Raw genomic sequence first — 24,683 nt, 5'->3', positions numbered from 1 at the left:
GCCCGGTCCACGGGCCCGATCGGCACGCCCGGTCGCCGCACCCGGTCGCCGCGCCCGGCCGTCAGCGTGTTCACGTTCCGTGATTCACCGGAATGCAGTGCTCCCGAGTGCCCGTTCCTCCCCGCTGGCGGAGGCTGAGGTCAATTGCCGGGGCTCCAGCGGCCCGCCGCCCGGTACGGACCGCTGAGGGAGTGCCCCGCCTGCCGGAGCCGACGGGTGGCGAGCCGACCCACCTGCCAGAGGAGACCTTCGATGAGCACCGTCTCGACACAACGCTGGGAGCACGCCGTCGTCACCGGCGGTGCCGGTTTCGTGGGTTCGCACCTGTGCACCGCGCTGCTTGACGCGGGCACGGCGGTGACGTGCGTGGACGACTTCAGTACCGGCCGGCCGGAGAACATCGCGGCGCTGGCGGACCGGCCGGGCTTCACCCTGTTCCGGGCCAACGTCTCGGAGCCGTTCACCGTGCCCCGCCGGCCGGACCTGGTGCTCCACCTGGCGTCCCCCGCCTCCCCGGCCGACTACCTGCGGCTGCCGCTGCACACGATGGAGGCCGGCAGCCTCGGGACCCGCAACGCCCTCGAACTCGCCCACCGCAGCGAGGCGCGCTTCCTGCTGGCCTCCACCTCCGAGGTCTACGGCGATCCGCAGGAGCACCCGCAGAACGAGCGCTACTGGGGCAACGTCAACCCGGTCGGCCCGCGGAGCGTCTACGACGAGGCGAAGCGCTTCGGCGAGGCGCTGACGACCGCCGAGGCCGGTTTCCACGGGACGGACACCGCCATCGTGCGGCTGTTCAACACCTACGGGCCGCGGATGCGCGGTTACGACGGCCGGGCCGTGCCCACCTTCATCCGCCAAGCTCTTGCGGGCGAGCCGCTGACGGTCACCGGTGACGGGCTCCAGACCAGGTCGCTGTGCTACGTCGACGACACGGTGGCGGGCATCCTCGCGATGGCCGCCCACGGCATGCGGGGCCCCGTCAACATCGGCAATCCGACCGAGATCACGATGCTGGAGCTGGCCCGGCTGGTCGTCGAACTCACCGGCTCCGATTCCGAGATCCGCTTCATCGAACGGCCCACGGACGACCCGAGCGTGCGCTGCCCGGACATCACGCTGGCCCGGGACAAGCTCCAGTGGGAGCCGAGGGTGGCCGCCGAAGACGGCCTGCGGCGGACCATCGCCTGGTTCCGCGCCCAGCCTGACGACTGACGCCGAAGCAGTGGGACGCGTCCCACCGGGGCGCACGTCCCACCGGGGCGCGTCCCCGTCCGGTCCCCGCGCCCCCCTCCGCCGAAAGGCCCGACCGACATGCGCATCCTCGGAATCAACGCCCTCTTCCACGACCCGGCCGCCGCGCTCGTCATCGACGGCCACATCGTCGCCGCCGCCGAGGAGGAACGTTTCTCCCGACGTAAGCACGGCAAACGCCCGGTGCCCTTCTCCGCGTGGGAACTTCCCGTGCAGGCCGCCTCCTGGTGCCTGCACCGGGCCGGCCTGCGCCCCCAGGACCTTGACGCCGTGGCGTACTCCTTCGACCCGGCACTCGCCCGGCCGGCCGCGGAGATGGGCCTGGACGACCCCTGGGACCACCTGCGGCTGACCTACGCCCGCGAGGCGCCCGGCTTCCTGAGCAGCGCCCTGCCCGGGCTCGACCCCGCCCTCGTCCGCTTCGTGCCGCACCACATGGCGCACGCAGCTTCCGCCGCGTTCGCCGCCTCGGGCGCCGAGACCTCCTCGGTGCTGGTCCTGGACGGGCGCGGCGAGCGGGCCTCGCACCTGGCGGCGCGCCGGATCCACGACCGGCTGGAGCCCCTGCACTCACAGGAACTCCCCCACTCCCTGGGGCTGGTCTACGAGGAACTCACCGCTCACCTCGGGTTCCTGCGCTCCAGCGATGAGTTCAAGGTGATGGCCCTCGCCTCGCACGGCACCCCGCGGATGCTGGCGGAACTGCGCCGCCACGTGTACCCGACCGGCGACGGCGGGTTCCGCGCGAGCGGCGTCCCTTGGCACGAACTGTGCGCCCCCCGAGGGCCGGAGGAGCCGTGGACACGCGACCACGCCGACGTCGCCGCCAGCGCGCAGGCCGTCCTGGAGGAGACCCTGCTGGACCTGGCGCGCTGGCTGCACGGCAAGACCCACGACGGCGTCCTGACGCTGGCGGGCGGTGTCGCGCTGAACTGCGTCGCCAACTCCCGGATCGCCCGGGAGGGCCCCTTCGACCGCGTGTGGGTGCAGCCCGCCGCCGGTGACGCGGGGACCGCACTCGGCGGTGCCCTGCTGCTGGCCGCGGGCGCCGGGGACGAGCCGGAGCCGATGGCCGGCGCCGACCTGGGCCGCGACTGGTCCGACGCCGAGCTCGGCGCCTGGCTCAAGACGGCCGCGGTGCCCTTCGAACGGCCGCCGGACATCGCCGAGACCGTCGCGAGGGCGCTCGCGGACAACGCCGTCGTCGCCTGGTTCCAGGGGCGTTCGGAGTACGGACCGCGGGCTCTCGGCCACCGGTCGCTGCTCGCGCACCCCGGCCACGCGGGCAACCTGGAGCGGCTCAACGACGTGAAGGGGCGCGAGCAGTTCCGGCCCGTGGCGCCCATGGTGCTCGCCGAGCGCGCCGCGGAGATCTTCACCGGGCCCGTCCCCAGCCCGTACATGCTGTTCGTGCACGACGTGGCGCCCGAATGGCGCGAGCGGATCCCCGCCGTCGTGCACGTCGACGGCACCGCCCGCATCCAGACGGTGGACGCGGCGTACGAACCGCTGGTGGCCCGGATGCTCGGCCACTTCGAGCAGCTCACGGGACTGCCCGTGGTGGTCAACACCAGCCTCAACACGGCCGGCCGGCCCATGGTGGACGATCCGCGCGACGCGCTGGAGTGCTTCGGATCCTCCCCAGTCGACCTCCTCGCGATCGGACCGTACGCAATCCGGCGCGGCTCCTTCTTCCGCACCGACGACCGCACCGACGACGAAGGCTGGTCCCGATGACCGCGTACGCCCCCGCCCGGACCGCCCCGCCGTACGCCGTGGTCGTACCCACCCTGGGCCGGCCCAGCCTGAGCCGCTGCCTGGCGGCGCTGGCCGCCTCGTCCGGGCCCAAGCCGGTCCGGGTCGTCCTCGTGGACGACCGCCCCCGCGCCGGCGCCGCCCCCCTGCCGGTCGAGGTGCCCGAATCCCTGCGCGGCGTCACGGTGACGGTGCCCGGCGGTGGCCGCGGTCCGGCCGCCGCCCGCAACACGGGCCGCCGGGAGGCGGGCGGCGTCGCGCACTGGATCGTCTTCCTCGACGACGACGTGCTGCCCGGGCCCGAGTGGGGCGAGGAACTGGCCCGCGACCTCGCGGCGGCCTCCGAGCGGACCGGCGGGATCTCGGCCCGGATAACGGTGCCACTGCCCGGCGACCGGCGCCCCACCGACTGGGAACGCGGCACCGCCGGGTTGGCCACCGCGCGCTGGATCACCGCCGACATGGCCTACCGGCCCGAAGTCCTGGACGCCGTGGGCGGTTTCGACGAACGGTTCCGCCGCGCGTTCCGCGAGGACGCCGATCTGGCCCTGCGGGTCCTGGACGCGGGCTGGAGCCTGGACGAGGGCCTGCGCCGCACCACCCATCCGGTGCGCCCGGCCGACCGCTGGGTCTCCGTACGCCAGCAGGCGGGCAACGCCGACGACGTCCTGATGAACCGGCTGCACGGCAGCGGCTGGTGGAGCCGGGCGAGCGCGCCCCGCGGCCGGCTGCCGCGCCACCTGCTGGTCACCGGCGCCGCCGCCGGGGCCGTGTCCTGCGCCGTCATCGGCAGACGCCGCGCCGCCGTCGCGTGCGCGACCGGGTGGCTGGCGGGTACGGCCGAGTTCGCGGGGGCGCGGATCGCCCCGGGCCCGCGGACCCGGCAGGAGGTCCTGTCCATGGCGGTGACCAGCGTGCTGATCCCGCCGGTGGCGACCTGGCACTGGCTGCGCGGGCAGTTGCGCCACCGCGGGGCGCTGCCGTGGCGCCCCCGGCCCGAGGCGGCGGCCGCCCGGGCGCCACGCACTCCCGTGCGGGAACGGATCCCGCGATGACCCCGCCGCTCCCGCACGGCCCCTGGCTGTTCGAGGCGTCCCCCCGGACCGGGGCGGCCCACGAGGCCGGTACGGGCCTGCCACTGGCCGTGCTGTTCGACCGGGACGGCACCCTGGTGGCCGACGTGCCGTACAACGGAGACCCCCGCCGGGTGGCGCCCATGCCCACCGCGCGCGAGGCAGTGGCCGCCGTACGCGCGCTCGGCATCCCGGTGGGTGTGGTCAGCAACCAGTCGGGCGTGGCCCGCGGCCTGCTGACGCGCTCCCAGGTGCTGGCGGTGCGCGAGCGGGTCGACGGGCTCTTCGGGCCGTTCGCGGTGTGGGCGGTGTGCCCGCACGGGCCGCGCGACGCCTGCGCCTGCCGAAAGCCCGCTCCCGGCCTGGTGCTGGCCGCCTGCCGGCACCTCGGGGTGCCCCCCGAACAGACCGTCGTCATCGGTGACATCGGGGCCGATGTGGAGGCGGCCCGCGCGGCCGGGGCCCGGGGCGTCCTCGTACCGAACGGGCGGACCCGGCCGCAGGAGGTCGCGGCGGCCGGTGAGACGGCGCCCGATCTGCTCGCGGCGGTCCGCCTGGTGCTGGGCGACCGCACCCCGGCGGTGGCCGCACCCGGTCCGGGGAGCGCCCCGTGAGCGGGCCGCGCACGCTGGTCGTCCGGCTGGACAGCGCGGGTGACGTGCTGCTGGCCGGGCCCGCCGTGCGGGCGGTCGCGGCCGGGTCCTCGTACACCGCGATGCTCTGCGGGCCGCTCGGCGAGCAGGCCGCCCGGATCCTGCCGGGCGTGGACGACGTACTGGTCTACGACGCCCCCTGGGTCGGGCTGGAACCCGCCCCGGCCGGCTACCGGGAGTGCGCCCGGCTGCTGGAGGCGGTCGCGGCCGGCCGGTTCGACCGGGCGCTGGTCCTGGTCTCCTACCACCAGAGCCCGCTGCCGGCGGCCCTGCTGCTGAAACTGGCGGGCGTCCCCTGGGCCGCCGCCGACTGCGAGGACTACCCCGGCTCCCTGCTGGACCTGCGCCACCGGCGCCTGCCGCACCGGCACGAGGCGCTGGCCGCTCTCGACCTGGCCCGGGACTGCGGGTTCGCGCTGCCGCGCGGCGACGACGGGGCGCTGCGCGTGCGCACCCCGCCCGACACCACGCACCTGACCGGGCCGGAGCCCTACGTGGTGCTGCACCCGGGGGCGGCCGCCCCGGCCCGGGCGTGGACCGCCGCGCGGGCGGCGCGGGCCGCCGAGTCGCTCAGCGGCGCGGGCTACCGGCTGGTGGTCACCGGCAGCCGGGCCGAGAAGGACCTGACCGCCCGGGTGGCGGGCGACCACGCGCTGGACCTCGGCGGCGTCACCGCCGATCTGGCGGAGCTGGCGGGCGTCCTCGCCGGCGCCCGGGTCGTACTCACCGGCAACACCGGTCCCGCACACCTCGCGGCGGCGGGGGGCACCCCCGTCGCCTGCCTGTTCGCACCCGTGGTCCCCGCCGAGCGCTGGCGTCCGTACGGCGTACCGCACGTACTGCTCGGCGACCAGGGGGCCCGCTGCGCGCAGACCAGGGCCCGCCGGTGTCCGGTGGAGGGCCACCCCTGCCTGGACGGTGTGAGCGACGTGGAGGTACTGGCGGCGGTGGCGACGCTGGGCGGCGGAACGGCACTGGGGACGCAGCCGGCCCGGCCGGGCGGCTCATCCGAAACGGAGCGAGGAGCGAGGGTATGAACATCCTGCTGTGGCACGTGCACGGGTCCTGGACCACCGCCTTCGTCCAGGGGCCGCACACGTATCTGGTGCCCGTCACCCCGGCGCGCGACCCGGACGGTCTCGGGCGGGCCCGCACCTTCTCCTGGCCGGACTCGGTCAAGGAGGTGACGCCCGGGGAACTCCGCGACACCCCCGTGGACCTCGTCGTCCTCCAGCGGCCGCACGAGGCGGAGCTCGCCGAACGCTGGCTGGGCGGCCGCCGCCCGGGCCGGGACGTACCGGCCGTCTACCTGGAGCACAACGCGCCCGACGGGGACGTCCCCCGCACCCGCCACCCCTTCGCCGACCGGGACGACCTGACCCTCGTCCACGTCACGCACTTCAACCGGCTGTTCTGGGACAACGGCTCCACCCGGACCGAGGTGATCGAACACGGCATCGTCGACCCGGGACACCTGTACTCGGGCCACCTCCCCCGGGCCGCCGTCGTCGTCAACGACCCGATCCGCAGGGGCCGGCACACCGGAACCGACCTGCTGGCCGCGCTCGGCGAGGCGGTGCCGCTCGACGTGTTCGGGATGCGTACGGAGGGCCTCGCGGACCACCTGGGCGTACCGGCCGACCAGTGCCGCAGCGCCGACCTGCCCCAGCAGGCCCTGCACGAGGCGATGGCCGCGCGCCGGATGTACATCCACCCGGTGCGCTGGACCTCGCTGGGACTCTCGCTCCTGGAGGCCATGCACCTGGGCATGCCCGTCATCGCCCTCGCCACGACGGAGGTGGTGGAGGCCGTGCCGCCCGGCACGGGAATGCTGTCGACCCGCCCCGAGGCGCTGGCCCGGGCCGCCCGGCACTACCGGGAGGACCCGCAAGCGGCGGCCGAGGACGGCGCGCGGGCCCGCCAGGCCGTCCTGGAACGGTACGGACTCAAGCGCTTCCTGGCCGACTGGGAGCGCGTGATGACGGAGGTCTGCTCATGACGCCCCGCACCCGCCCCGCCGCTCGCAGCCTGTCCGTCGCCCTGGTGTCCGAACACGCGAGTCCCCTGGCCGCCTTGGGCGGGGTCGACGCGGGCGGCCAGAACGTGCACGTCGCCCGGCTCGCGGGGGCGCTCGCCGACCGCGGTCACCGGGTGACCGTGTACACCCGCTGGGACTCCAAGGACCTGCCGGTCACCACCCGACTGCGGCCGGGCGTACTGGTCCACCACGTACCGGCCGGACCCGCGGAGCAGCTGCCCAAGGACGAACTGCTCCCCCACATGCTGGAGTTCGCCCGCTACCTCGCCCTGGAATGGCAGGAGCGGGGACCCGATGTGGTGCACTCCCACTTCTGGATGTCGGGGCTGGCCTCGCTCCAGGTCGCGCGCGAGCTGCGGCTGCCGCTGCTGCACACCTACCACGCGCTCGGCACGGTGAAGCGGCGCCACCAAGGACAGGCCGACCCCAGCCCGCCGGCCCGGATCTCCTGCGAGGTGCAGGTGGGGCTCGGCTGCGACCGGGTCGTCGCCACCTGCCGGGACGAGGTCGCGGAGCTCGCCGGCATGGGCGTGCCCGCGGAGAAGGTGGACGTGGTGCCCTGCGGGGTGGATCCGCAGGAGTTCACCCCCGAGGGCCCCGTCGCCGATCGGGGACCCCTGCCGTACCGGCTGCTCCAGCTGGGCCGGCTGGTCCCCCGCAAGGGGGCCGCCGTCGCCGTCACCGCCCTGGCCGGGCTGCCCGACGCGGAACTGGTCGTCGCGGGCGGTCCCCCGCCGGATCGGGTCGACGCGGACCCGGAGGTCCGCCGGCTGCGCGACCTGGCACGGGCCGCCGGGGTCGCCGACCGGGTCCGCTTCACCGGCGGAGTACCCCGGGCCGAGGTGCCGGCCCTGCTGCGCAGCGCCGACGTGGTGCTGTGCCCCGCGGACTACGAACCGTTCGGGATCGTCCCGCTGGAGGCGATGGCCTGCGGCCGGGCGGTCGTCGCCAGTGACGTGGGCGGACAGCGCGACACCGTCGCCGACCACGTCACCGGCCGGCTGGTGCCGCCCGGCGACGCGCGGGCCCTGACCGCGGCTGTCGGTGAGCTGCTGGCCGATCCCGCGCTGCGGGAGGCGTACGGGGCCGCGGGCCGCAGCCGTGTGATGAACCGGTTCGGCTGGGAGAGCGTCGCCGCGGCCACCGAGAAGGCGTACCGCTCGGTGCTCAGCGCCCGGATGGCGGTGGCGGGAGTCCACTGACGAGCTCCGCCTCGCTACCGCTCCGGCCGCGTGCCCGCCCTCGTTCCCCGGGCGGACCCGCAACCTGCGCTCCAGCTCGGCTGCGCTTCTCCATCCCATCCGGACCCCGACCGCGCACTACCGACTACCGAAGGAGGGACGGGTACGGCCGCGGCCCCCGGGCCGGCCGGCGCCCGGCCGCCATGACCGATCACTTCGCACTCGACGGCGCGCACCGGCACTGCCAGTCGCTGCAGGACGCCCTGGACCGGCTGCGCAGCCATGGCCTCGGCCGGCTCGGCGACTGGGGCGCCCGGCTCGCGTCCGTCCTGCCCGCGGGCGGCCGCCTGCTGGCCGCGGGCAACGGCGGCAGCGCCGCCCAGGCCCAGCACCTGACCGCCGAGCTGGTGGGGCGCTACCGGCAGGAACGCCCGGCCTACTCGGCCATCGCCCTGCACGCGGAGACCTCCAGCGTCACCGCCATCGGCAACGACTACGGGTTCGACCAGGTGTTCGCCCGCCAGGTGGCGGCGCACGGCCGTCCGGGCGACGTCCTCGTGCTGCTGTCCACCTCCGGCCGCAGCCCCAACCTCATCTCCGCCGCCATCGCCGGGCGTACCGCCGGAATGGAGGTGTGGGCGATGACCGGTCCCGGACCCAACCCGCTGGCCGAGGCCGCGCACGAGGCGCTGCACGTCGACGCGCCCGCCGCCGCCACCGTGCAGGAGACCCACCTCGTGGCGGTGCACCTGCTGTGCGAGGCCTTCGACTCCGCCGCCTCCACTCCGGGCGGCGCCCGCCCGGCGGCGCGCGGCCGCGACCGGGGGGCGGGGACGAAGCGGACCGGGGCGGTACCCGTCTTCAGGAGGCTGCCGTGAGCGGGCACCAGCCGCTCGTGGTGGTGGGCGACGCCCTGCTGGACGAGGACATCGAGGGCGTCTCCACCCGCCTGTCCCCCGACGCGCCGGCGCCGGTCGTCGACGTCACGGACGAGCGGCGGCGGCCCGGCGGCGCGGGCCTCGCGGCCGCACTGGCGGCGCGGGGCGGGCGCGAGGTGGTCCTGGTCACCGCGCTGGGCGACGACGAGGCCAGCGGAACCGTACGGACCGCGCTGCGCGGGCGCGTACGGCTGGTGGAGATCCCGCTCGACGGCGAGCTCCCGGTCAAGACCCGTGTCCTGGCCGGCGGGCGCCCCCTGGTCCGCATCGACCGCGGGGGAGGAAGCCCCGGCGCCCCGGCGCGCGCGGTGCGGGAGGCCCTGGAGCAGGCAGGGACGGTGCTCGTCGCCGACTACGGGCGCGGGACCGCACGCGCCGTACGGGGGCTGCTGGAGGCGGTGGCCCCCCGGGTCCCGCTGGTATGGGACCCGCACCCCAAGGGGGACGACCCGGTCCCCGGGGCCCGTCTGGTCACGCCGAACGCGGGCGAGGCCCGGGCACTGAGCGACGTCGAGGGCGTCTCCCTGCGGGCGTACGCGCAGCGGGGCGCCGAGCTGGCGCAGCGGTGGCGGGCCGCGGCGGTGGCGGTGACCCTCGGCGAGCGCGGGGCGCTGCTGACGCGGCCCGGTGCGCAGACGCCGATGCTCGTCCCCGCACCGTACCGCGCCGAGGGCGACCCCTGCGGGGCGGGCGACTGCTTCGCCGCCGCGACGGCGGCGGCGCTGGCGGACGGGGCGCTGCCCGAGGAGGCGGTGGAGCGGGGGGTGGCCGAGGCGGCCGCCTTCGTGGCGGCCGGCGGCGCCGGCAACCGTGCGCTGTGGCGGACCGGCGCCGCCGCCGCGCCGGGGCCGGCCCGGGAGCGGGACGCCTTCGCGCTGGCCCGCGAGATCAGGGCGCGCGGCGGCACGGTGGTGGCCACGGGCGGCTGCTTCGACCTGCTGCACGCCGGGCACGTGGGGCTGCTGGAGAGCGCCCGGCGGATCGGGGACTGCCTGATCGTGTGCGTCAACTCCGACGCCTCTCTGGGCCGCCTCAAGGGGCCCGGGCGGCCGCTGAACCCGCTCGCGGACCGGATGCGGGTGCTGGGGGCGCTCGGCAGCGTGGACGCGGTGGCGCCGTTCGAGGAGGACACGCCGGAGCGGCTGCTGGAGCGGCTGCGGCCCGACGTGTGGGTCAAGGGCGGCGACTACTCGGCCGGGGAGCTCCCGGAGGCGCAGGTGCTGCGGCGGTGGGGCGGGCAGGCCGTGGTCCTGCCGTACCTGGACGGCCGCTCCACCACCTCGCTCGCCCACCGCGCGGCCCGGGCCGCGCGGCCCGTGGTCCCGACGACGCCCTGACGTGCGCCCGCTTCCCGGGAGGTCCCATGAGCCACCACCTTCGTAACGCCGCCCGCGGGAACCCGTCCCGGCCGACCGTGCTGGTGCTGCGGGCGCTGGGGCTGGGGGACCTGCTGACCGCCGTGCCCTCGCTGCGGGCGCTGCGCCGCGCCCTGCCGGGCCGGGACATCGTGCTGGCGGCGCCCGCCCGGCTGGCGCAGGCCGCCGCGGCCACCGGGCTGGTGGACCGGCTGCTGCCCGCCTCGGCGCCGGGCCGGGCGGTGCCCGACGCGCTGGCGTGGGAGGGGCCACCGCCCGAGCTCGCCGTGGACCTGCACGGCAACGGGCCGCCGAGCCACCTGCTGCTCCAGCGACTGGGGCCGCGGCGGCTGTTCGCCTACCGGCATCCCGAGACGCCGGACATCGAGGGCCCCGAGTGGCTGGCGGACGAGCACGAGCGGGAGCGCTGGTGCCGGCTGCTGGCCTGGTACGGGGTGCGGGCCGATCCCGAGGACCTGCGGATCCCGGCGCCGGACGGCCCGTCTCCGGCGGAGGGGGCCGTCGTGATCCATCCCGGCGCGGACGCCGGGGCCCGGCGGTGGCCCCTGGAGCGGTTCGCCTCGGTGGCGCGCACGCTGCGGGCCTCGGGCGAGGAGGTCGTGGTGACGGCGGGCGCGGGCGAGGCGCGGCTGGCCGGACGGGTGGCTCAGGAGGCGGGGCTGCCGCCCGGGGCGGTGCTGGGCGGAGCCGCCGACGTGCCGTTCGCGGCGCTCTGCGCGCTCGTGTCGCGGGCGCGCTGCCTGGTGGTGGGGGACACGGGTCTCGCGCACCTCGCGACGGCCCTGGGGACCCCGTCCGTGGTGCTGTTCGGGCCGGTGGCCCCCCGGCTCTGGGGGCCGCCGCCGAGCGCCCGGCACCGGATCCTGTGGCACCCGGGACCGGGTGAGGACGCCCTGCGCCCGGGCGACGCGCACGGTTCGCTGCCCGATCCCCGCCTGCTGAGGATCACCGTGGAGGAGGTCGTCGAGGCGGTACGGAGCCTGCCGGCCCCCACCCCGGCCGGCTGACGCCGTCAGGCCGCGGCCTCCAGGCCGGAGCGGACCGGCGTGAGCACCGCGCCGGTCGCCGGGACCACGACCGGGCCGCTGCGGCGGCCGCGCAGCAGCAGCCCCGCGGTGAGGACGGTGAAGACGACCAAGCCGCCCGCGACCAGGGCGCCCCGCACCCCGGCCAGCTCCATCAGCAGGCCGAGCGTCGGCGGCGCCGCGAGGCCCCAGAGGGTCTTCACGCTGCTCCAGACGCCGAGCACGCGCCCGCGCATATGGGCGGGCGGATCGGTCTGCAGGACGGTGGTCCCGGCGGTCTCCGACACCGACTCGGCCACCGCCATCGGCAGGACGAGCACCAGCAGCACGGCGAGCGAGGGCGACAGCCCGGCCAGGACCTGGAGCAGCGCCCCGCCGGCCGCCAGTACGCCGACGAAGCGCACCGTGGGCTTGCGCAGCCGGGCGCCGAGCACCGCGCCCAGGATGCCGCCGACGGCCAGCACCGTGGAGACCGTGCCGAAGGCCGCCGCGTCGCCCGCGAGGGGGCCGGTGACGAGCACGACCAGGGTCAGGCCGTAATTGCGCCCCAGCAGGGCGCTGAGGCCGCTGATGCCCGCGAGGGCGACCAGCCGGGGCCGGCGCAGGAAGAACATCAGGCCCTCGCGGACGCTCATGCCCTCCCCGGCGCCCTGGCCCTTGGGCGCGGCGGGAGCGGTGGGCGGGGCCGCGGCGGGCGGTTCGGTGGCCGGGCCGGTGTGCCGGGCCGCCTTGAGGAAGGGGATCACGGCGGCGACGAACAGGAAGGAGACGCCGTTGGCGGCGTAGGCGGCGCCGGTGCCGAGGACGGCGACCGTGACCCCGGCGAGGGCGGCTCCCGCGAGCCGTCCGGCGTTGTGCACGAGGGAGCCGACGCCGATGGCGGAGGGGACGTCCTCGGTTCGGACGAGGTCGTTGCCGAGCAGGGCGCAGGCCGGGCCGTCGACGGTGGCGATGAGCCCGGTGGTGGCGGAGAGCGCCATGAGGACGGCCAGGTTGAGCTGGTCGAACGCGACGAGGAACGCGGTCAGGAACGCGACGGCGCCCAGCAGTGCCTGGCTGACGGCGGCGGTCAGCTTGCGGGGCCAGCGGTCCACGGCGGCGCCGCCGGCGAGGCCCATCAGCAGGCCGGGGGCCGCCTGCACGGACATGGACAGCCCGGTGGCCGCCGCGGAGCCCGTGATCTGGAGCACCAGCAGGTTCTGGACCGTCAGCTGCATCCAGGTCCCGGCGTTGGAGACGAAGTTGGCCACGGACCACCAGCGCATGCTGCGGTAGCGCAGGGATCGCCACGGGGAGCGGGAGGCGGACGGGGAGGAGGGGGCGGCGTCCGGCGCGGGGCGGGGGCCGGGCACGAGGGGCGTCGTGGAGGAGGGCACAGTCGGTTTCTTCGCGGGAGCAGCCCGGGGCTCGGCAGGCTTGGGGCGGGTGGCCGGGTGGGGCGGCCGGGACGGCGGTCGCCGGGGGCGGCGGTTCGGGCGGGGTGCGCGCGAGCCGCGCGGCCGGCGCACCGGCCCAGGCGGTGTTGCGGCGCTGGCGGTGCGGTCCCGACGGAACATCGTGGCAGACGCGGAAGGCCGCCGGCGTGTGAGCCGGCTCCCCCGGCCGCCGTCCGCGGCCGACCCCCTTGCCCCGTAAGGCCCGTGGACTTCTGGTGGGTTTCATCACAAGAACCGCTTCCCCCGGGCGGACGCGCCGCGCTGTGGCGCGGGTCACCGGCGCTCCGGCCGCGGGCGGCCTAGTCCGGCGTGCCCGGCGACGGGCTCGCGCCCACAGTGGGAGACGACAGGCGACCGGCCGCTCACTCAGCGCGACCGGTACGGGCCGAGGAAGGGCAGGAGATGGACAGTCGGGTACAGGTCGACCTTCACGGCAAGCGGGCGCTGGTGACGGGCGGGGCGCGCGGGCTGGGCGCCTCGATCGCCCGGCGTCTGGCCGCCGCGGGAGCCTCCGTCCTGGTGGCGGACGTGCGCAAGGACCTGGCGCAGGAGCTGTGCGCCGATCTGATGGTGGCCGGCGGCGAGGCCCGGTTCGTGGAGCTCGACGTCTGTGACGCGGGGGCCGTGGCGGCGCTGTTCCGTGATCTCGACGAGGACGGGCAGGCGCTGGACGTGCTGGTGAACAACGCCGCCGTGGACGTCTCCAGGCCCATCGAGCACCTGACGGCGCCGGAGGTGACCCGGGTGGTCACGACGAACTTGCTCGGCCCGATGTACATGTGCCTGGAGGTCTACCGGCGCATGGTGGCCCGGGGCGGCGGCCACATCGTCAACATCCTCTCCACGGCGTCCAACCGCACCTGGACCGAGGCGGGCCCCTACTCGGCGAGCAAGTCGGGGCTGCGGGCGTTCACCCACACCCTGTTCAAGGAGGCCCAGCGGGACTGTCCCGGGATCGGTGTCACCGGTGTGATCGCGGGCGGGATGCAGACCCCGTTCATCATGGAGCGCTTCCCGGACGCCGACGTGTCGATGCTCCAGAGCCCGGACGTCGTCGCCGACACCGTGCTGTACGCGCTGTCGGCGCCCGTCGGGAGCGTGGTCTCCGAGCTGGTGGTGGTGCCGCGCCTGGAGCCGTCGTGGCCGTGAGCGGCCGTCGGGGGCGGGTCAGCCCTCCACGCCGGTGGCGTCGTGCGAGGCGCCCACGGGCTTCGACTCGGGGGATCCGCGCTGGCGCAGGTAGATGGAGAGGACGGCCATGGAGGCCACGGCCAGGAACTCCGACTGCCAGTTCTGCAGGGTCCGCGACCAGAAGTCCGCCGAGGCCACGTACTGGTGCCAGGCGATGGGGTCCTGGAGGTCGCGCAACTGCTGTTCGTCGTAGGCGGCGGTGCCGGCGATGGACTGGGCGAGCCAGGAGAGCAGGAAGAGCAGGGCCATGACGCTGCCCAGGGAGCGCGAGTACACCCCTCCACGCCATCCCGCCACGCCGGCCCAGCGGGGCGACCCCTCATCGGCGTGGCGGCCCGTCTTCTGCTCCGCGTCCGATTCCGTGCCCGCTTTGTGCGGTTCCTTGGACTCCGGCGAGCCGCGCTGCACCAGCCACACGGTGGCGAAGACGAAGAGGAAGAACTGCAGGTACTCGGACTGCCAGTTCTCCGCCACGTCGACCGCGAAGTCGGAGGACGCCAGGTAGGCGAGGAACCCGACCTGTTGGAGGCCGTCGGTGGCGAGGTGGTTGTCGAAGTCGGCCCAGCCCGCCAGGGCCTGACCGACGAGGGCGAGCAGGAAGGCGAGTCCGAACGCCAGAGTGAGCGAGTTCTCCCGGACGAAGCGGCGCATACCCACGGCTCCTCCACTATCGCGGCCGGACACGACCGAGCGGGGTCATCGGTGCATCAGACCAAGGGCGCTGAAGTAGACGACCCCGCCCACCACTACGAGCAGACACAGCACGAACAGGGTGCGCATCCCTCATCCGCCCTTCACCGTGCACTTGTACGGCTGTCCCGGCCGGGGCTCGCAGCCCGCGGCCACGACCCTCCAGCCGTGGTGGAACTGGGACAGGAACAGGGTGTCGCCCGGTCCGGTGACCTGCGCCTGGCGGCCGTACACCGTGACGCGCACCGGGCTGCCGGCGCCGGGCAGGGACAGGCCCGGTACGGCGTCCGCGCATCCCTTGCCCTCGGAGTCCTCCACCTCTTCGCGGGTCGGGGGCGCGAGGCGGGCGCAGACACCCGCGAAGTCCTTGGCACCCAGGGCCCTTTCGAAGCCGTCCGCGGCCGCCCGCGCGTCGTCCTGCCTCACCCCTGGCGTGCCGCAGCCGCTCAGCAGACCGGCGGTGAGGAGGCCGACCCCCGCCAGCGCGGCGGCGCCCGCCCCGCGGGGGCGAGCCGCCCTCTTCCCGTACGCCGTGCGTGAAGCGGCCACGTTGCTCCGCTACCCGCTTCTCGGTCGCTTACGCTTTCCACCCATATCGGCCCATACGTCCATACGCATGCCTTTCGCGGGAGGGGGTAACCGCCGATTCGGTGGCGCCCCCTCGGGCCCCCGGAACGCGCGCAGGAAGGCAGCACCATGGGATGGGCATCGTGGACGACGAATTCGGTCGCCGCCGGGCCGGGCGGTGTCGAGACGCAGGAGGCGGGCGCCTTGACGGGAACCGTCGACGTCCACACGAGCTGGACCGACGGGCGCGCCCGGGTCACCGTCCGGCGTACCGGCGAGGCGCAGTGGTTCACCGTGGCCGGCAGCCCCTCCGCGTGCCCGTCGGGATACCAGAGCCGCCTCCTGCACGACCGTGTCGTCGGGGCCGTCCGCGCCGGCGGCGGCGCGAGCGTCCCGGGGCGTCCGCCGGACCGTCGCGCCTGGTACGAGGCTCCCGGCCCGCAGCCCAGCGCCGTGTGAGCCCCGGGCGCGCCCGCCGTCACGAGACCCGTCCCTCACAAGTCCCCCCGTCGCAGGACATCCGTCGCACGACCCACCGGACCGGAAGGCAATCCTCAATGGTTCAGAAGAAGGCGAAGAAGGCGATCGTGGCGAAGAAGAGCGCTCCGAAGACCCCTTCGGTCCCACCGGCCGCCGTGCCCGCGGAGGCGGACGGCGCTCCCGGACGCCCGGCACCCGAACCGCCGGCGCTCAAGGAGCCCACCGAGCCGCGGGAGCCGCTGCCGCCCAAGGCCGACCAGAGCGGTCCGGACACCTTCACCCCCACCGGGCAGGCGACCGGTGTCGCCCAGGACGCGGTGGCGCAGACCGGCGCCTACCTGACGACCGCGCAGGGCGCCCGCCTCTACGACACGGACCACTCGCTCAAGGCCGGGGCGCGCGGTCCGGTCCTGCTCCAGGACCACCACCTGCGCGAGAAGATCACCCATTTCGACCACGAGCGCATCCCCGAGCGCGTCGTCCACGCCCGGGGCGCGGCCGCCCACGGCGTGTTCCGGGCGTACGGCACGGCGGCGCGGATCACCAAGGCGGCCTTCCTGGCGAAGGGCGCCGAGACCGAGGTCTTCGTACGCTTCTCCACCGTGCTCGGCTCACGCGGATCCGCCGACACCGTCCGCGACACCCGGGGCTTCGCGACGAAGTTCTACACCACCGAGGGCACCTTCGACCTGGTGGGCAACAACATCCCGGTCTTCTTCATCCAGGACGCCGTGAAGTTCCCGGACGTCATCCACGCCGCGAAGCCGCATCCCGACCGGGAGATCCCGCAGGCGCAGAGCGCGCACGACACCTTCTGGGACTTCGTGTCCATGCACACCGAGGCCACGCACCACACCCTGTGGAACATGTCGGACCGCGGCATCCCCCGCTCCTACCGGATGATGGAGGGGTTCGGCGTCCACACCTTCCGGCTGGTCAACGCCAAGGGAGCCACCACCCTGGTGAAGTTCCACTGGAAGCCGAAGCTGGGCGTGCACTCCCAGGTCTGGGAGGAGGCGCAGATCACGGCCGGCGCCGACCCCGACTTCCACCGGCGCGACCTCGCCGACGCCATCGAGTCCGGTGCCCACCCGCAGTGGGAACTGGGCGTCCAGACCTTCCCCGACACCCCCGACCAGATGTTCGAAGGGATCGATCTGCTCGACCCGACGAAGATCGTGCCGGAGGAGCTCGCACCGGTCCAGCCGATCGGCCTGATGACGCTCGACCGGAACCCGTCGAACTTCTTCGCCGAGACGGAGCAGGTCGCCTTCCACCCCGGTCACCTGGTGCCGGGGATCGACCTCACGGACGACCCGCTGCTGGCGGGGCGGCTCTTCTCCTACCTCGACACGCAGATCAGCCGGCTCGGCGGCCCCAACTTCGCCCAGATTCCCATCAACCGGCCGCACGCGCCCGTCAACGACATGCTGCGCGACGGCATGCACCAGAGCGCCGTGCACTCCGGGGCGGCGCCCTACCGGCCCAACTCCCTCGACGGCGGCTGTCCGTTCCTCGCGGGGGCCGACACCGGCGCGTTCATCGAGGTGCCGGTGGAGACGCCCGCGGCGCGCAAAGTCCGTGAGGCGCCGGACTCGTTCGCGGACCACTTCCGCCAGCCCCGGCTGTTCTGGCTCAGCATGACGCCCGTCGAGCGGGAACACATCATCGCGGCCTACACGTTCGAGCTGAGCAAGTGCTACGAGCCCACCATCAGGCAGCGCGTGCTCGGCGTGCTCGCCAACATCGACACCGAGCTGTGCGAGCAGGTCGCCGCGGGCCTCGGGCTGCCGGCCCCGGCCGCCACCGAACCGCTCGCCGAGCCGGAGCCGAGCCCCGCGCTCTCCCAGGTCGGACAGACCTGGCCGCTCGACGGGCGGGTCGTCGGCATCGTCACCGGACCCGACGGCGACGTGAAGGCGCTGCGCGCGCTGCGCCAGAGCGTGCTCGACGCAGGCATGGTGCCCCTGGTCATCGCGCCGACCCCCGCGCCCCTGGGCACCGGCAAGAACGCGGTGCCCGTGCAGCGCACCTTCGCCAACGCCCGCTCCGTCGAGTTCGACGCCCTGCTGGTGGCCGGCGCCCCGGCCGCGGGCGCGGACGCGAAGGCCTCGCGGGACGCGAAGGCCGGAGCGAAGAAGACCGGGCGCAAGGCGGCCGCCGTGAGCGCCCCGGGCACCGACCCGCGGGTCCTCCTGCTCGTATCGGAGGCCTTCCGGCACGCGAAGGCGCTCGCCGGCTGGGACGGGGCCGAGACCGTCTGGCAGGAGGCGGGCCTGCCGGCCGGCGCGCCCGGCCTGGTCACCGCCAAGAACGGCCCGACGGCCCTGTCCGAGGTCATCGGGCTGCTGGGCACCCACCGCGTCTGGGAGCGCTTCCCGGCGTCCGCCTGAGGGCTCCCGCGGACCCGCCCGCCCGTCAGCCGCGCCCTTCTGGGGCGCGGTCGGCGGGCAGGTGGATGTCCAGGACGCAGACGTCGTCGCGCCGGCCCGGGCGCAGCTCCGCCAGCAGCCGGGCCAGCGGTTCGGGCCGTCCCGCGGCCACGCAGTCGACGGCGGCCCGGGCCAGCCGGTCGAGGCCCCGGTCGATGCTCTCCCCCGGCACCTCGATGAGGCCGTCGGTGTAGAGCAGCAGGTGGTCGCCGGGCTCCAGGCGGAGCGAGACCTCCTCGTAGGCGCTGGCGAACCCGGCCCCGAGCAGGCCGCCTTCGGGCAGCGGCAGGTACTCCGCGCGGCCGTCGCGCACCAGCAGGGGCGGCAGGTGTCCGGCCCGCACCCAGGACAGCCGCTGCTCCTGCGGCCAGTACCGAGCCATGATCATGGTGGCCGTGGCCGAGGTGCCGAACCCGTCCGGCGGCGTGTGGATCAGCAGGGTGTTGAGCCGGGTCAGGGCGTCGGCGAGCGCCGAGCCGGTGACGATCATGCCCTTGGCCGTGAACCTCAGCTGGGCCATCGTGCCGACCGCGTCCAGACCGTGCCCGGCGACGTCACCGACGACGAAGAGGGCGCTGTGGTCGGGGAGTTCGATGGCGCTGTACCAGTCGCCGCCGACGTTCACCCCGCTGTCGGAGGGCATGTAGGCCACGTCCACGCGCAGGCCGGCGAGGTCCATCGACCGTTCGGGCGTGGGCAGCAGGGCGTGCTGGAGGCGCGCGGCGAGGGTGCGTTCGGCCTGGAGCATGCCGCGCTGGACGAGTACGGCCCGCTCGCTCTCCCGCAGGGCCAGTTCGGCGTCGCGCTGCGCGGTGAGGTCCTGGAAGAAGCCGTGTACCTCCACGGGGGTTCCCTCGGCATCCGTCTCGGCCTCGGCGACGATGCGCAGGTGCCGTACGCCGTCCGGGACCACGATCCGGAACTGCCGGTCGATCGCGGCCCCGTCGCGCAGCAGCCGCTCGACGTCGGCGCCGAGGGCGGGCAGGTCGTCGGGCAGCAGGTGCGCGGGGAGCTCCTCCAGCGTCATGGGACCCAGCTCCGGGTCGCGGCGGAAGATGGCGTAGACGTGGTCGGACCAGTTGATGGTGTCCGTGACCAGGTTCCAGTCGGCCCAGCCGAGGTTGCCCAGGCGCTCCATGGAGGCCAGCCGCCGCTCCTCGCGCCGCGTGACGTCGTGGCGGATCCAGGTGACGACGAGCCTGCCGCCCAGCCGTGTCGCCCGGACGGAGTACGTGGACTGCTCGGGGACGCCTGCGACCACTTCCTGGTAGGAGAACGGCTCGCCGATGTAGGTCGTCCCTGTGGTGAGGGCGTCGAGGTAGCCGTGCCACAGGGGGGTGCCGGCCACGGTGGGGTACGTCTCCAGGACGCGCCGGCCGACGAGTTCCTTGCCCCGGCGGCCCGCGATGTCCACCGAGCCGGGGGCGGCCGCCTCGATCCGGTAGTCCTCCACCTCGCCGGTCGGGGTGCGCAGGGGCGACAGCAGGATCGCGGTGCCGGGCAGCGCCTCGAAAACGGCCTGGATGGCGGCCACCTCGTGGTCCGGGGGCACCGTGAGGGGGCTGCGGACGGCGTGCAGGGGTCCGGCGCACAGCGCCGACGCCTCGCCGAGCACGGTGCGCGCGTGTGCGTCGAAGGGCCCGGGCCGGCCGCGGAAGAAGCCCACGACGAGGTCGGCCGGACCGCCGGCGCCCGGTACGGGGATCCACGCGCGCGAGGGCCAGCGCCGCGGGTTCCCGCCGATCAGCTGGTAGCGCTCGGCGTCCGCGGCCGCGTCCTCCAGCCAGACCGGCTCCTCACCGGTCATCGCGTCCAGTGCGGCGATGTTCGCGAGGGGAGGGATGTCGCGCCACTGGCCCACGACGTCCGGGTCGATGCCCGCGTGGCCGGCCAGCTCCAGTCGGCCGGTTCCGACCATCGAGTAGATCATCACCCCTTCGACTCCGAAGGAGCCCGTCAGGCTCTCGCGCAGGTATTCGGCGATGTCGTCGGCGGTCCGCGCGTCCGCCAGCCGTCCGGCCAGCGCGGCCAGCAGCCGGCGCGTGCCGCCGGCGCCGCCCCCGGCGGCCCGGACGCCGCCGGTCCGGCTGCCGCGGGCGAGGTAGCGGCCCGAGCTGAACACGGAGCCGGCGTGCTCCGGCCCCTTGGAGGGCAGGAGGACGCGGGCCGGTCCGGGCTCGGGGACGCGCTGGGAGCGGCTGGATCCCAGGGTGATCCAGCACTCCTCCATGAGGGTGCGGCCGTGTCCCTCGGCCGCCTCCACGAGCGCCTCGTAGGCCTCGTCGGCCGAGACGCCCCGGCGCGCCATCATTACGCCCTTGGCCCGTTCCAGCACGGCCGCGGTGGAGGCCAGCGCCTCCAGGCTCGCGATCTCCGTGCGGAGTCGGGCCACGACCTTGGCCAGCGCCAGTACCTCGGGCGCCGCGCCGTCGTCGGAAGCCGCGGACGCGATCGTTTCGGGTACCGCGCCGTCTTCGGGAACCGCGGATTCGGCCTGCACCCTTTGAGCATGGCACGACCGTGGCCCCGGAGTGGAACCACCCCCGTGATCAGGCGCCCCCGTCTCGCGGGGGGCCTCCGGCCGGGCCGGGGGCCCGGCGGCGGAGCAGGGTGGCTCACCGGGTGGCGAGGATGATGCTCACCGGGTGGCGAGGATGATCGCGTAGGCGAGGAAGAAGGCCGCGAAGAGGATGGCGACGACGCAGATGGCCACCAGCGGGCCGTTGCCCCAGCCGGGCTTCAGCGGGCGGTAAGGCCCCGCGCCGGAGCTGGTGCTGCCCTCTGCCGGCGGGGTCTCGCCGGGCGGTACTCCACCGCCCGGTTCGAGTCCGGTGGTGTTCTTCGGGTCGGGGTCGGGGTTGTGTTCGTGCATGCCCGGCGTCTGCCCATCGGGGGACGGTGAAACCTCGGCGCCCCGGTCGGCACGCCCGAGCGGCGCGGGACGCCGGGGCGGCCCGGTCAGTGAGTCCGGTCAGGGGGTCCGCCAGCGGTCGCTCTCCAGGTGGGAGCCGGCCATGGGGCCCATGCGGAGCATGCCTCCGTCCACGGCCCACGAGGCGCCGGTGACGTAGGAGGCGTCCTCGCCCGCGAGGAAGGCGATGACCGCGGCGACCTCCCGGGCGTCACCGGGCCGGCCCAGCGGCACGCCCGGCCGGTGCTCGCGGCGCACGTCCGCGTCCTCCTGGCCGGTCATCGGCGTGGCGATCTCCCCCGGAGCGACGGAGTTGACGGTGATCCCGTGCTCGGCGAGTTCCAGCGCCATCACCTGGGTGAGCAGCCCGAGGCCGCCCTTGGCGGCGCAGTAGGGCCCGGCGCCGACGCGCGGCTGGTGTTCGTGCACCGAGGTGACGTTGACGATCCGGCCGCCGTCGCCCTGGCCGATCATGCGGCGCGCCGCGCGCTGGGAGCACAGGAAGGGGCCGGCGAGGTCCACGTCCAGTACCTGGCGGAGCCGGTCGAGGCCGATGTCGAGGAACGGCTCGGCGGTGCCGGTGCCGGCGTTGTTGACCAGTACGTCGATCCGGCCGAGGTCGTCGGCGAGGGCGTCGATCACATCGGCCGCGCCGGGCAGTTCGGTGAGGTCCAGCCGGGCGAGCACCGCTGTGCGGCCGTGGCCGCGTACTTCGGCCGCCGTCGCCCGGGCACCCTCTTCGTCGGTGTGCCAGGTGATGCCGACGTCCAACCCGGCGGCCGCGAGCCGCACGGCGGTGGCCCGGCCGATGCCGGAATCGGCTCCGGTGACCACGGCCGCGGTGGGCCGTCGAGCGGCGCTGTGGAGGGGACCGGTCATGGCAATGCCCTTTCTCGTCGTGTCGGACGGGGTCTCGGTGCGGCCCTGCCCGGAGGCGGAGCCGGGATGCGCCGAAGGATCTCCGCGCGGGGCGTTATCCGGTTGCGGAGGTGGGAAGGCGCCGGAGCGAGAAGAAGGCACTCCAGCGGAGAGGACACGTCCATGACCACTGCACGCGAAATCATGACCGAAGGCGCCGACTGCATCGGAGAGGACGAGAGCGTCCTCGAAGCGGCACGGAAGATGACCGACCTCGGGGTGGGCGCCCTGCCGATCTGCGGCAACGACGACCGGTTGAAGGGAGTCCTCACCGACCGCGACATCGTGGTGAAGGTGCTGGGCCAGGGCAAGGACCCCGCCAGCTGCAAGGCGGGCGAACTCGCCCAGGGCGAGGCGGTGACGATCGGCGCGGACGACGACGCGGAGGAGATCCTGCGCACGATGCGGGAGCACAAGGTCCGCCGGCTGCCCGTGATCGACGGACACCGGCTCGTCGGGATGGTCGCCCAGGCCGATGTGGCCCGGGCCCTGCCGGACCCGGCCGTGGGCGACCTGCTCCAGGCCCTGTCCTCCGACTGACGCCGCCGTACGGCCGCCGCTCCCCGGCCGTGGCGGGCCCCCGTGCCCGCCACGGCCGGGGCGTGCGGGGCGGTCATCCGGCCGGGCCGGCCGCGGCCGTCGGCTCTCCTTCGAGGGCGGCCAGGACCCGGTCCGGGGTCAGCGGCACCTCGCGGATGCGCCGGCCGACGGCGTGGCTCACCGCGTTGCCGATCGCCGCGGCGGCGCCGACGATGCCGATCTCCCCGATGCCTTTGCTGCCCATCGGGTTGAGGTGCTTGTCGTGCTCCTCGACCCAGTGGGCCTCGATGGCGGGAACGTCGGCGTTCGACGGCACGTGGTAGGCGGCCAGGTCCCGTTCCGCGAAGTCTCCGAACGCCGGATCGAGGCCGCTGTGCTCGGTCAGCGCCATGCCCAGGCCCATCACCATCCCCCCGATGAGCTGGGAACGGGCGGTGCGCGGATTGAGGATGCGGCCCGCCGCGAAGACGCCGAGCAGCCTGCGGACGCGTACCTCGCCGGTGACGGTGTCCGCCTGGACCTCGGCAAAGTGGGCTCCGAAGGCGTGGCGGGCGTAGGGGGACTTCTGCTTGGCCGACTGGGTGGTGTCGGCGGACGCGGAGAGGCCGGCGGCGGGCAGCGGCCCCTGGTGCCGGGCCAGCCGGTCGGTCAGGGCGGTGCAGGCGTCGTGCACGGCCCAGCCCCATGAGGCGGTCCCGGTGGAGCCGCCGGCGACGGGGCCGGCGGGCAGGGAGCTGTTGCCGATGGCCAGCGCGACGGCGTCGAGCGGGACGCGCAGGGCGTCGGCGGCGATCTGGGAGAGGACCGTACGGGCGCCGGTCCCGATGTCGGTGGCGTTGACCTCGACGAGGTAGCTCCCGTCGGGGCGGGCGTGGGCCCGGGCACCCGCCGGGGCGATGTACACGGGGTAGGTGGCGGCGGCCACGCCGGTCCCGACGAGGAACGGCCCCTCCCGCAGGGGCGGACGGCGGCCCGGCCAGCCGAATCGGCGGGCGCCCTCGCGCAGGCACTCCACGAGGTGGCGGCTGCTGAACGGGTGGCCGCTGTCGGGCTCGGTGGCCGGGTCGTTGCGCACGCGCAGCTCGACGGGGTCCATGCCGAGGGCGTCGGCCAGCTCGTCCATGGCGGACTCCAGGGCGTACATGCCGGGGGTCTCGCCGGGGGCCCGCATCCACGAGGGCGTGGGCACGTCGAGCGCGGTGACGCGGTGGGTGGTGCGGCTGTCCTGGACGGCGTACATCACCCGGGCGGGTACGGCCGCCTGTTCCACGAACTCGCGGACCTGCGAGGTGTGGGTGGTGACCTCGTGGGTGAGGGCGGTGAGGGTGCCGTCGGGGCGGGCACCCAGCCGGACGTGGTGCAAGGTGGGCGCGCGGTGGCCGACGGTCGCCGCCATGTGCTGGCGGGGCAGCGCCAGTGTGACGGGGCGTCCGCAGTGCCGGGTCGCCATCACGGCGAGCACGACGTGGGGCCGCGGGGTGCCCTTGGAGCCGAAGCCGCCGCCCACGTGCTCGGACAGGACGGTGATCCGGTCCTCGGGCAGCCGGAACAGCCCTGCCAGGACGCTCCGCACCACGGTGGTGCCCTGGCAGGAGTCGTACACGGTGAGGTGGCCGCGCCCGGCGTCCCAGTCGGCGGTGGCCGCGTGCGGTTCCATGGCGTGGTTGTGCAGCGGTGGTACGCGGTAGACGGCGTCGACGCGTACGAGCGCGGTGGCGAACGCCGCGTCGGGGTCGCCCTGTTCGCGGTGGGCGGGGTAACCGCCGTTGACCTGCTCGGGGGTGTACAGGCCGGGATGGTCCTCGCGCAGGGTCACGTCGTGCGGCTCGGTCTCGTAGGTGACGCGTACCGCGTCGGCGGCGGCCCGGGCCCCCTCCAGGGTGTCGGCGATGGCCAGCGCCACGTACCAGCCGCGGTGCGGCACGCGCAGGTCCTGGAGCAGTTGGAGGGTGGGATCGTCGGAGGGGCCAAGGCGCGGGGCGTCGTAGGGGGTGAGGACGCCCAGTACGCCGGGCAGGGCCAGTGCGGCGGCGGTGTCGACGGCGGTGATCCGGCCGCGGGCGACCGTCGCGGGCACCGGCCAGGCGTAGGCCCGCCGGGGCAGGTGCTGTTCGGCGGCGTACCGGGCGGCGCCGGTCACCTTCTCCCGGCCCTCGCGCCGCGGGACGGGGGCGCCGAGGACGGATGCGGTGGTGTCGAGGGTGGCGGAGGTCGGGCTCATCGTG

At 75.2% G+C, this 24,683-nt stretch carries 21 protein-coding genes; 14 read left to right on the top strand and 7 right to left on the bottom strand.

Going from position 1 to position 24,683, the window contains the following annotated elements; translation table 11 throughout:
- The first annotated feature begins 252 nt into the window (after nucleotides 1-252).
- From ACIA6C_RS17495 to ACIA6C_RS17450, 10 genes are all read left to right on the top strand, one after another.
- Entirely contained in the window at nucleotides 253-1,215 is a 963-nt protein-coding gene (locus ACIA6C_RS17495; protein WP_399276720.1) for a UDP-glucuronic acid decarboxylase family protein, read from the top strand.
- Nucleotides 1,216-1,314: 99 nt separating this feature from the next.
- A complete protein-coding gene (locus ACIA6C_RS17490; RefSeq protein ID WP_361126291.1) occupies nucleotides 1,315-2,991 on the top strand; it encodes a carbamoyltransferase C-terminal domain-containing protein in 1,677 nt (558 codons plus the stop codon).
- On the top strand, nucleotides 2,988-4,064 hold the full coding sequence (locus ACIA6C_RS17485) for a glycosyltransferase family 2 protein (protein ID WP_399276717.1): 1,077 nt from the start codon (nucleotides 2,988-2,990) through the stop codon (nucleotides 4,062-4,064). The genes ACIA6C_RS17490 and ACIA6C_RS17485 overlap by 4 nt, the downstream gene beginning before the upstream one ends.
- On the top strand, nucleotides 4,061-4,696 hold the full coding sequence (locus ACIA6C_RS17480) for a D-glycero-alpha-D-manno-heptose-1,7-bisphosphate 7-phosphatase (protein ID WP_399276715.1): 636 nt from the start codon (nucleotides 4,061-4,063) through the stop codon (nucleotides 4,694-4,696). The genes ACIA6C_RS17485 and ACIA6C_RS17480 overlap by 4 nt, the downstream gene beginning before the upstream one ends.
- On the top strand, nucleotides 4,693-5,772 hold the full coding sequence (locus tag ACIA6C_RS17475; RefSeq protein WP_399276713.1) for a glycosyltransferase family 9 protein: 1,080 nt from the start codon (nucleotides 4,693-4,695) through the stop codon (nucleotides 5,770-5,772). The genes ACIA6C_RS17480 and ACIA6C_RS17475 overlap by 4 nt, the downstream gene beginning before the upstream one ends.
- Nucleotides 5,769-6,734: a glycosyltransferase gene (locus ACIA6C_RS17470; protein WP_399276711.1), complete on the top strand. Its 966-nt coding sequence runs from the start codon at nucleotides 5,769-5,771 to the stop codon at nucleotides 6,732-6,734. Before ACIA6C_RS17475 ends, ACIA6C_RS17470 begins: the two co-directional genes overlap by 4 nt.
- Nucleotides 6,731-7,975 (top strand): glycosyltransferase, encoded by a 1,245-nt coding sequence (locus ACIA6C_RS17465; protein WP_399276709.1) that lies wholly within the window; start codon nucleotides 6,731-6,733, stop codon nucleotides 7,973-7,975. Before ACIA6C_RS17470 ends, ACIA6C_RS17465 begins: the two co-directional genes overlap by 4 nt.
- Before the next feature lie 182 nt (nucleotides 7,976-8,157).
- Nucleotides 8,158-8,832, top strand: coding sequence for an SIS domain-containing protein (locus ACIA6C_RS17460; protein ID WP_361126274.1), 675 nt, complete (start codon nucleotides 8,158-8,160; stop codon nucleotides 8,830-8,832).
- Nucleotides 8,829-10,229 (top strand): D-glycero-beta-D-manno-heptose 1-phosphate adenylyltransferase, encoded by a 1,401-nt coding sequence (gene rfaE2, locus ACIA6C_RS17455; RefSeq protein ID WP_399276707.1) that lies wholly within the window; start codon nucleotides 8,829-8,831, stop codon nucleotides 10,227-10,229. The genes ACIA6C_RS17460 and rfaE2 overlap by 4 nt, the downstream gene beginning before the upstream one ends.
- A 26-nt stretch (nucleotides 10,230-10,255) precedes the next feature.
- Entirely contained in the window at nucleotides 10,256-11,275 is a 1,020-nt protein-coding gene (locus ACIA6C_RS17450) for a glycosyltransferase family 9 protein (protein ID WP_399276705.1), read from the top strand.
- A gap of 5 nt (nucleotides 11,276-11,280) precedes the next feature.
- Here ACIA6C_RS17450 and ACIA6C_RS17445 read toward each other — a convergent pair whose 3' ends face one another.
- Nucleotides 11,281-12,558: an MFS transporter gene (locus ACIA6C_RS17445; protein WP_399277299.1), complete on the bottom strand. Its 1,278-nt coding sequence runs from the start codon at nucleotides 12,556-12,558 to the stop codon at nucleotides 11,281-11,283.
- A 573-nt stretch (nucleotides 12,559-13,131) separates the two neighbouring features.
- Here ACIA6C_RS17445 and ACIA6C_RS17440 point away from each other — a divergent pair.
- Nucleotides 13,132-13,878 carry an SDR family oxidoreductase gene (locus ACIA6C_RS17440; RefSeq protein ID WP_361126263.1) on the top strand — a complete coding sequence of 249 codons (747 nt, stop codon included), beginning with the start codon at nucleotides 13,132-13,134 and terminating at the stop codon, nucleotides 13,876-13,878.
- Nucleotides 13,879-13,896: 18 nt separating this feature from the next.
- On the opposite strand, the gene ACIA6C_RS17435 is transcribed toward ACIA6C_RS17440, so the two are convergent.
- Both ACIA6C_RS17435 and ACIA6C_RS17430 read right to left on the bottom strand, forming a co-directional pair.
- On the bottom strand, nucleotides 13,897-14,571 hold the full coding sequence (locus ACIA6C_RS17435; protein ID WP_399276703.1) for a DUF6766 family protein: 675 nt from the start codon (nucleotides 14,569-14,571) through the stop codon (nucleotides 13,897-13,899).
- Between the two features lie 132 nt (nucleotides 14,572-14,703).
- Nucleotides 14,704-15,159: a hypothetical protein gene (locus tag ACIA6C_RS17430; protein WP_399276701.1), complete on the bottom strand. Its 456-nt coding sequence runs from the start codon at nucleotides 15,157-15,159 to the stop codon at nucleotides 14,704-14,706.
- 147 nt (nucleotides 15,160-15,306) lie between these two features.
- On the opposite strand from ACIA6C_RS17430, the gene ACIA6C_RS17425 reads away from it, so the two are divergent.
- A complete protein-coding gene (locus ACIA6C_RS17425) occupies nucleotides 15,307-15,636 on the top strand; it encodes a hypothetical protein (RefSeq protein ID WP_399276699.1) in 330 nt (109 codons plus the stop codon).
- Nucleotides 15,637-15,734: 98 nt separating this feature from the next.
- Nucleotides 15,735-18,050 (top strand): catalase, encoded by a 2,316-nt coding sequence (locus ACIA6C_RS17420; protein WP_399276697.1) that lies wholly within the window; start codon nucleotides 15,735-15,737, stop codon nucleotides 18,048-18,050.
- A gap of 25 nt (nucleotides 18,051-18,075) precedes the next feature.
- Here ACIA6C_RS17420 and ACIA6C_RS17415 read toward each other — a convergent pair whose 3' ends face one another.
- The 3 genes from ACIA6C_RS17415 to ACIA6C_RS17405 all read right to left on the bottom strand — a co-directional run bounded on the left by ACIA6C_RS17415 (nucleotide 18,076) and on the right by ACIA6C_RS17405 (nucleotide 21,879).
- On the bottom strand, nucleotides 18,076-20,589 hold the full coding sequence (locus ACIA6C_RS17415) for a SpoIIE family protein phosphatase (protein ID WP_399276695.1): 2,514 nt from the start codon (nucleotides 20,587-20,589) through the stop codon (nucleotides 18,076-18,078).
- Nucleotides 20,590-20,727: 138 nt separating this feature from the next.
- A complete protein-coding gene (locus tag ACIA6C_RS17410; protein WP_361126245.1) occupies nucleotides 20,728-20,961 on the bottom strand; it encodes a DUF6480 family protein in 234 nt (77 codons plus the stop codon).
- A 99-nt stretch (nucleotides 20,962-21,060) separates the two neighbouring features.
- The gene (locus ACIA6C_RS17405) at nucleotides 21,061-21,879 is read right to left on the bottom strand and encodes an SDR family oxidoreductase (RefSeq protein WP_399276692.1); all 819 of its coding nucleotides are present in this window, start codon (nucleotides 21,877-21,879) and stop codon (nucleotides 21,061-21,063) included.
- Between the two features lie 162 nt (nucleotides 21,880-22,041).
- Between ACIA6C_RS17405 and ACIA6C_RS17400 the strand changes: the two genes are divergently transcribed.
- A complete protein-coding gene (locus ACIA6C_RS17400; RefSeq protein ID WP_399276690.1) occupies nucleotides 22,042-22,458 on the top strand; it encodes a CBS domain-containing protein in 417 nt (138 codons plus the stop codon).
- 73 nt (nucleotides 22,459-22,531) lie between these two features.
- Here the strand turns inward: ACIA6C_RS17400 and ACIA6C_RS17395 are convergent, their stop codons facing one another.
- Nucleotides 22,532-24,679, bottom strand: a complete 2,148-nt coding sequence (locus tag ACIA6C_RS17395; protein WP_399276688.1) for a xanthine dehydrogenase family protein molybdopterin-binding subunit — start codon at nucleotides 24,677-24,679, stop codon at nucleotides 22,532-22,534.
- Nucleotides 24,680-24,683: the final 4 nt, after the last annotated feature.

Origin of the sequence: Streptomyces sp. NPDC051578 (genome assembly GCF_044454045.1) — a bacterium.
Classification (GTDB): domain Bacteria; phylum Actinomycetota; class Actinomycetes; order Streptomycetales; family Streptomycetaceae; genus Streptomyces.
Note: the sequence above shows the minus strand (reverse complement) of the source record. Positions and strands in the feature narration are given on the sequence as shown.

Excerpts from the sequence above, each read along its gene's own strand:
- ACIA6C_RS17495 (WP_399276720.1), top strand. The coding sequence starts at position 253 with ATGAGCACCGTCTCGACACAACGCTGGGAGCACGCCGTCGTCACCGGC.
- ACIA6C_RS17490 (WP_361126291.1), top strand. The coding sequence starts at position 1,315 with ATGCGCATCCTCGGAATCAACGCCCTCTTCCACGACCCGGCCGCCGCG.
- ACIA6C_RS17485 (WP_399276717.1), top strand. The coding sequence starts at position 2,988 with ATGACCGCGTACGCCCCCGCCCGGACCGCCCCGCCGTACGCCGTGGTC.
- ACIA6C_RS17480 (WP_399276715.1), top strand. The coding sequence starts at position 4,061 with ATGACCCCGCCGCTCCCGCACGGCCCCTGGCTGTTCGAGGCGTCCCCC.
- ACIA6C_RS17470 (WP_399276711.1), top strand. The coding sequence starts at position 5,769 with ATGAACATCCTGCTGTGGCACGTGCACGGGTCCTGGACCACCGCCTTC.
- ACIA6C_RS17465 (WP_399276709.1), top strand. The coding sequence starts at position 6,731 with ATGACGCCCCGCACCCGCCCCGCCGCTCGCAGCCTGTCCGTCGCCCTG.
- ACIA6C_RS17460 (WP_361126274.1), top strand. The coding sequence starts at position 8,158 with ATGACCGATCACTTCGCACTCGACGGCGCGCACCGGCACTGCCAGTCG.
- ACIA6C_RS17450 (WP_399276705.1), top strand. The coding sequence starts at position 10,256 with ATGAGCCACCACCTTCGTAACGCCGCCCGCGGGAACCCGTCCCGGCCG.
- ACIA6C_RS17445 (WP_399277299.1), bottom strand. The coding sequence starts at position 12,558 with ATGCGCTGGTGGTCCGTGGCCAACTTCGTCTCCAACGCCGGGACCTGG.
- ACIA6C_RS17440 (WP_361126263.1), top strand. The coding sequence starts at position 13,132 with ATGGACAGTCGGGTACAGGTCGACCTTCACGGCAAGCGGGCGCTGGTG.
- ACIA6C_RS17435 (WP_399276703.1), bottom strand. The coding sequence starts at position 14,571 with ATGCGCCGCTTCGTCCGGGAGAACTCGCTCACTCTGGCGTTCGGACTC.
- ACIA6C_RS17425 (WP_399276699.1), top strand. The coding sequence starts at position 15,307 with ATGGGATGGGCATCGTGGACGACGAATTCGGTCGCCGCCGGGCCGGGC.
- ACIA6C_RS17420 (WP_399276697.1), top strand. The coding sequence starts at position 15,735 with ATGGTTCAGAAGAAGGCGAAGAAGGCGATCGTGGCGAAGAAGAGCGCT.
- ACIA6C_RS17410 (WP_361126245.1), bottom strand. The coding sequence starts at position 20,961 with ATGCACGAACACAACCCCGACCCCGACCCGAAGAACACCACCGGACTC.
- ACIA6C_RS17405 (WP_399276692.1), bottom strand. The coding sequence starts at position 21,879 with ATGACCGGTCCCCTCCACAGCGCCGCTCGACGGCCCACCGCGGCCGTG.
- ACIA6C_RS17400 (WP_399276690.1), top strand. The coding sequence starts at position 22,042 with ATGACCACTGCACGCGAAATCATGACCGAAGGCGCCGACTGCATCGGA.
- ACIA6C_RS17395 (WP_399276688.1), bottom strand. The coding sequence starts at position 24,679 with ATGAGCCCGACCTCCGCCACCCTCGACACCACCGCATCCGTCCTCGGC.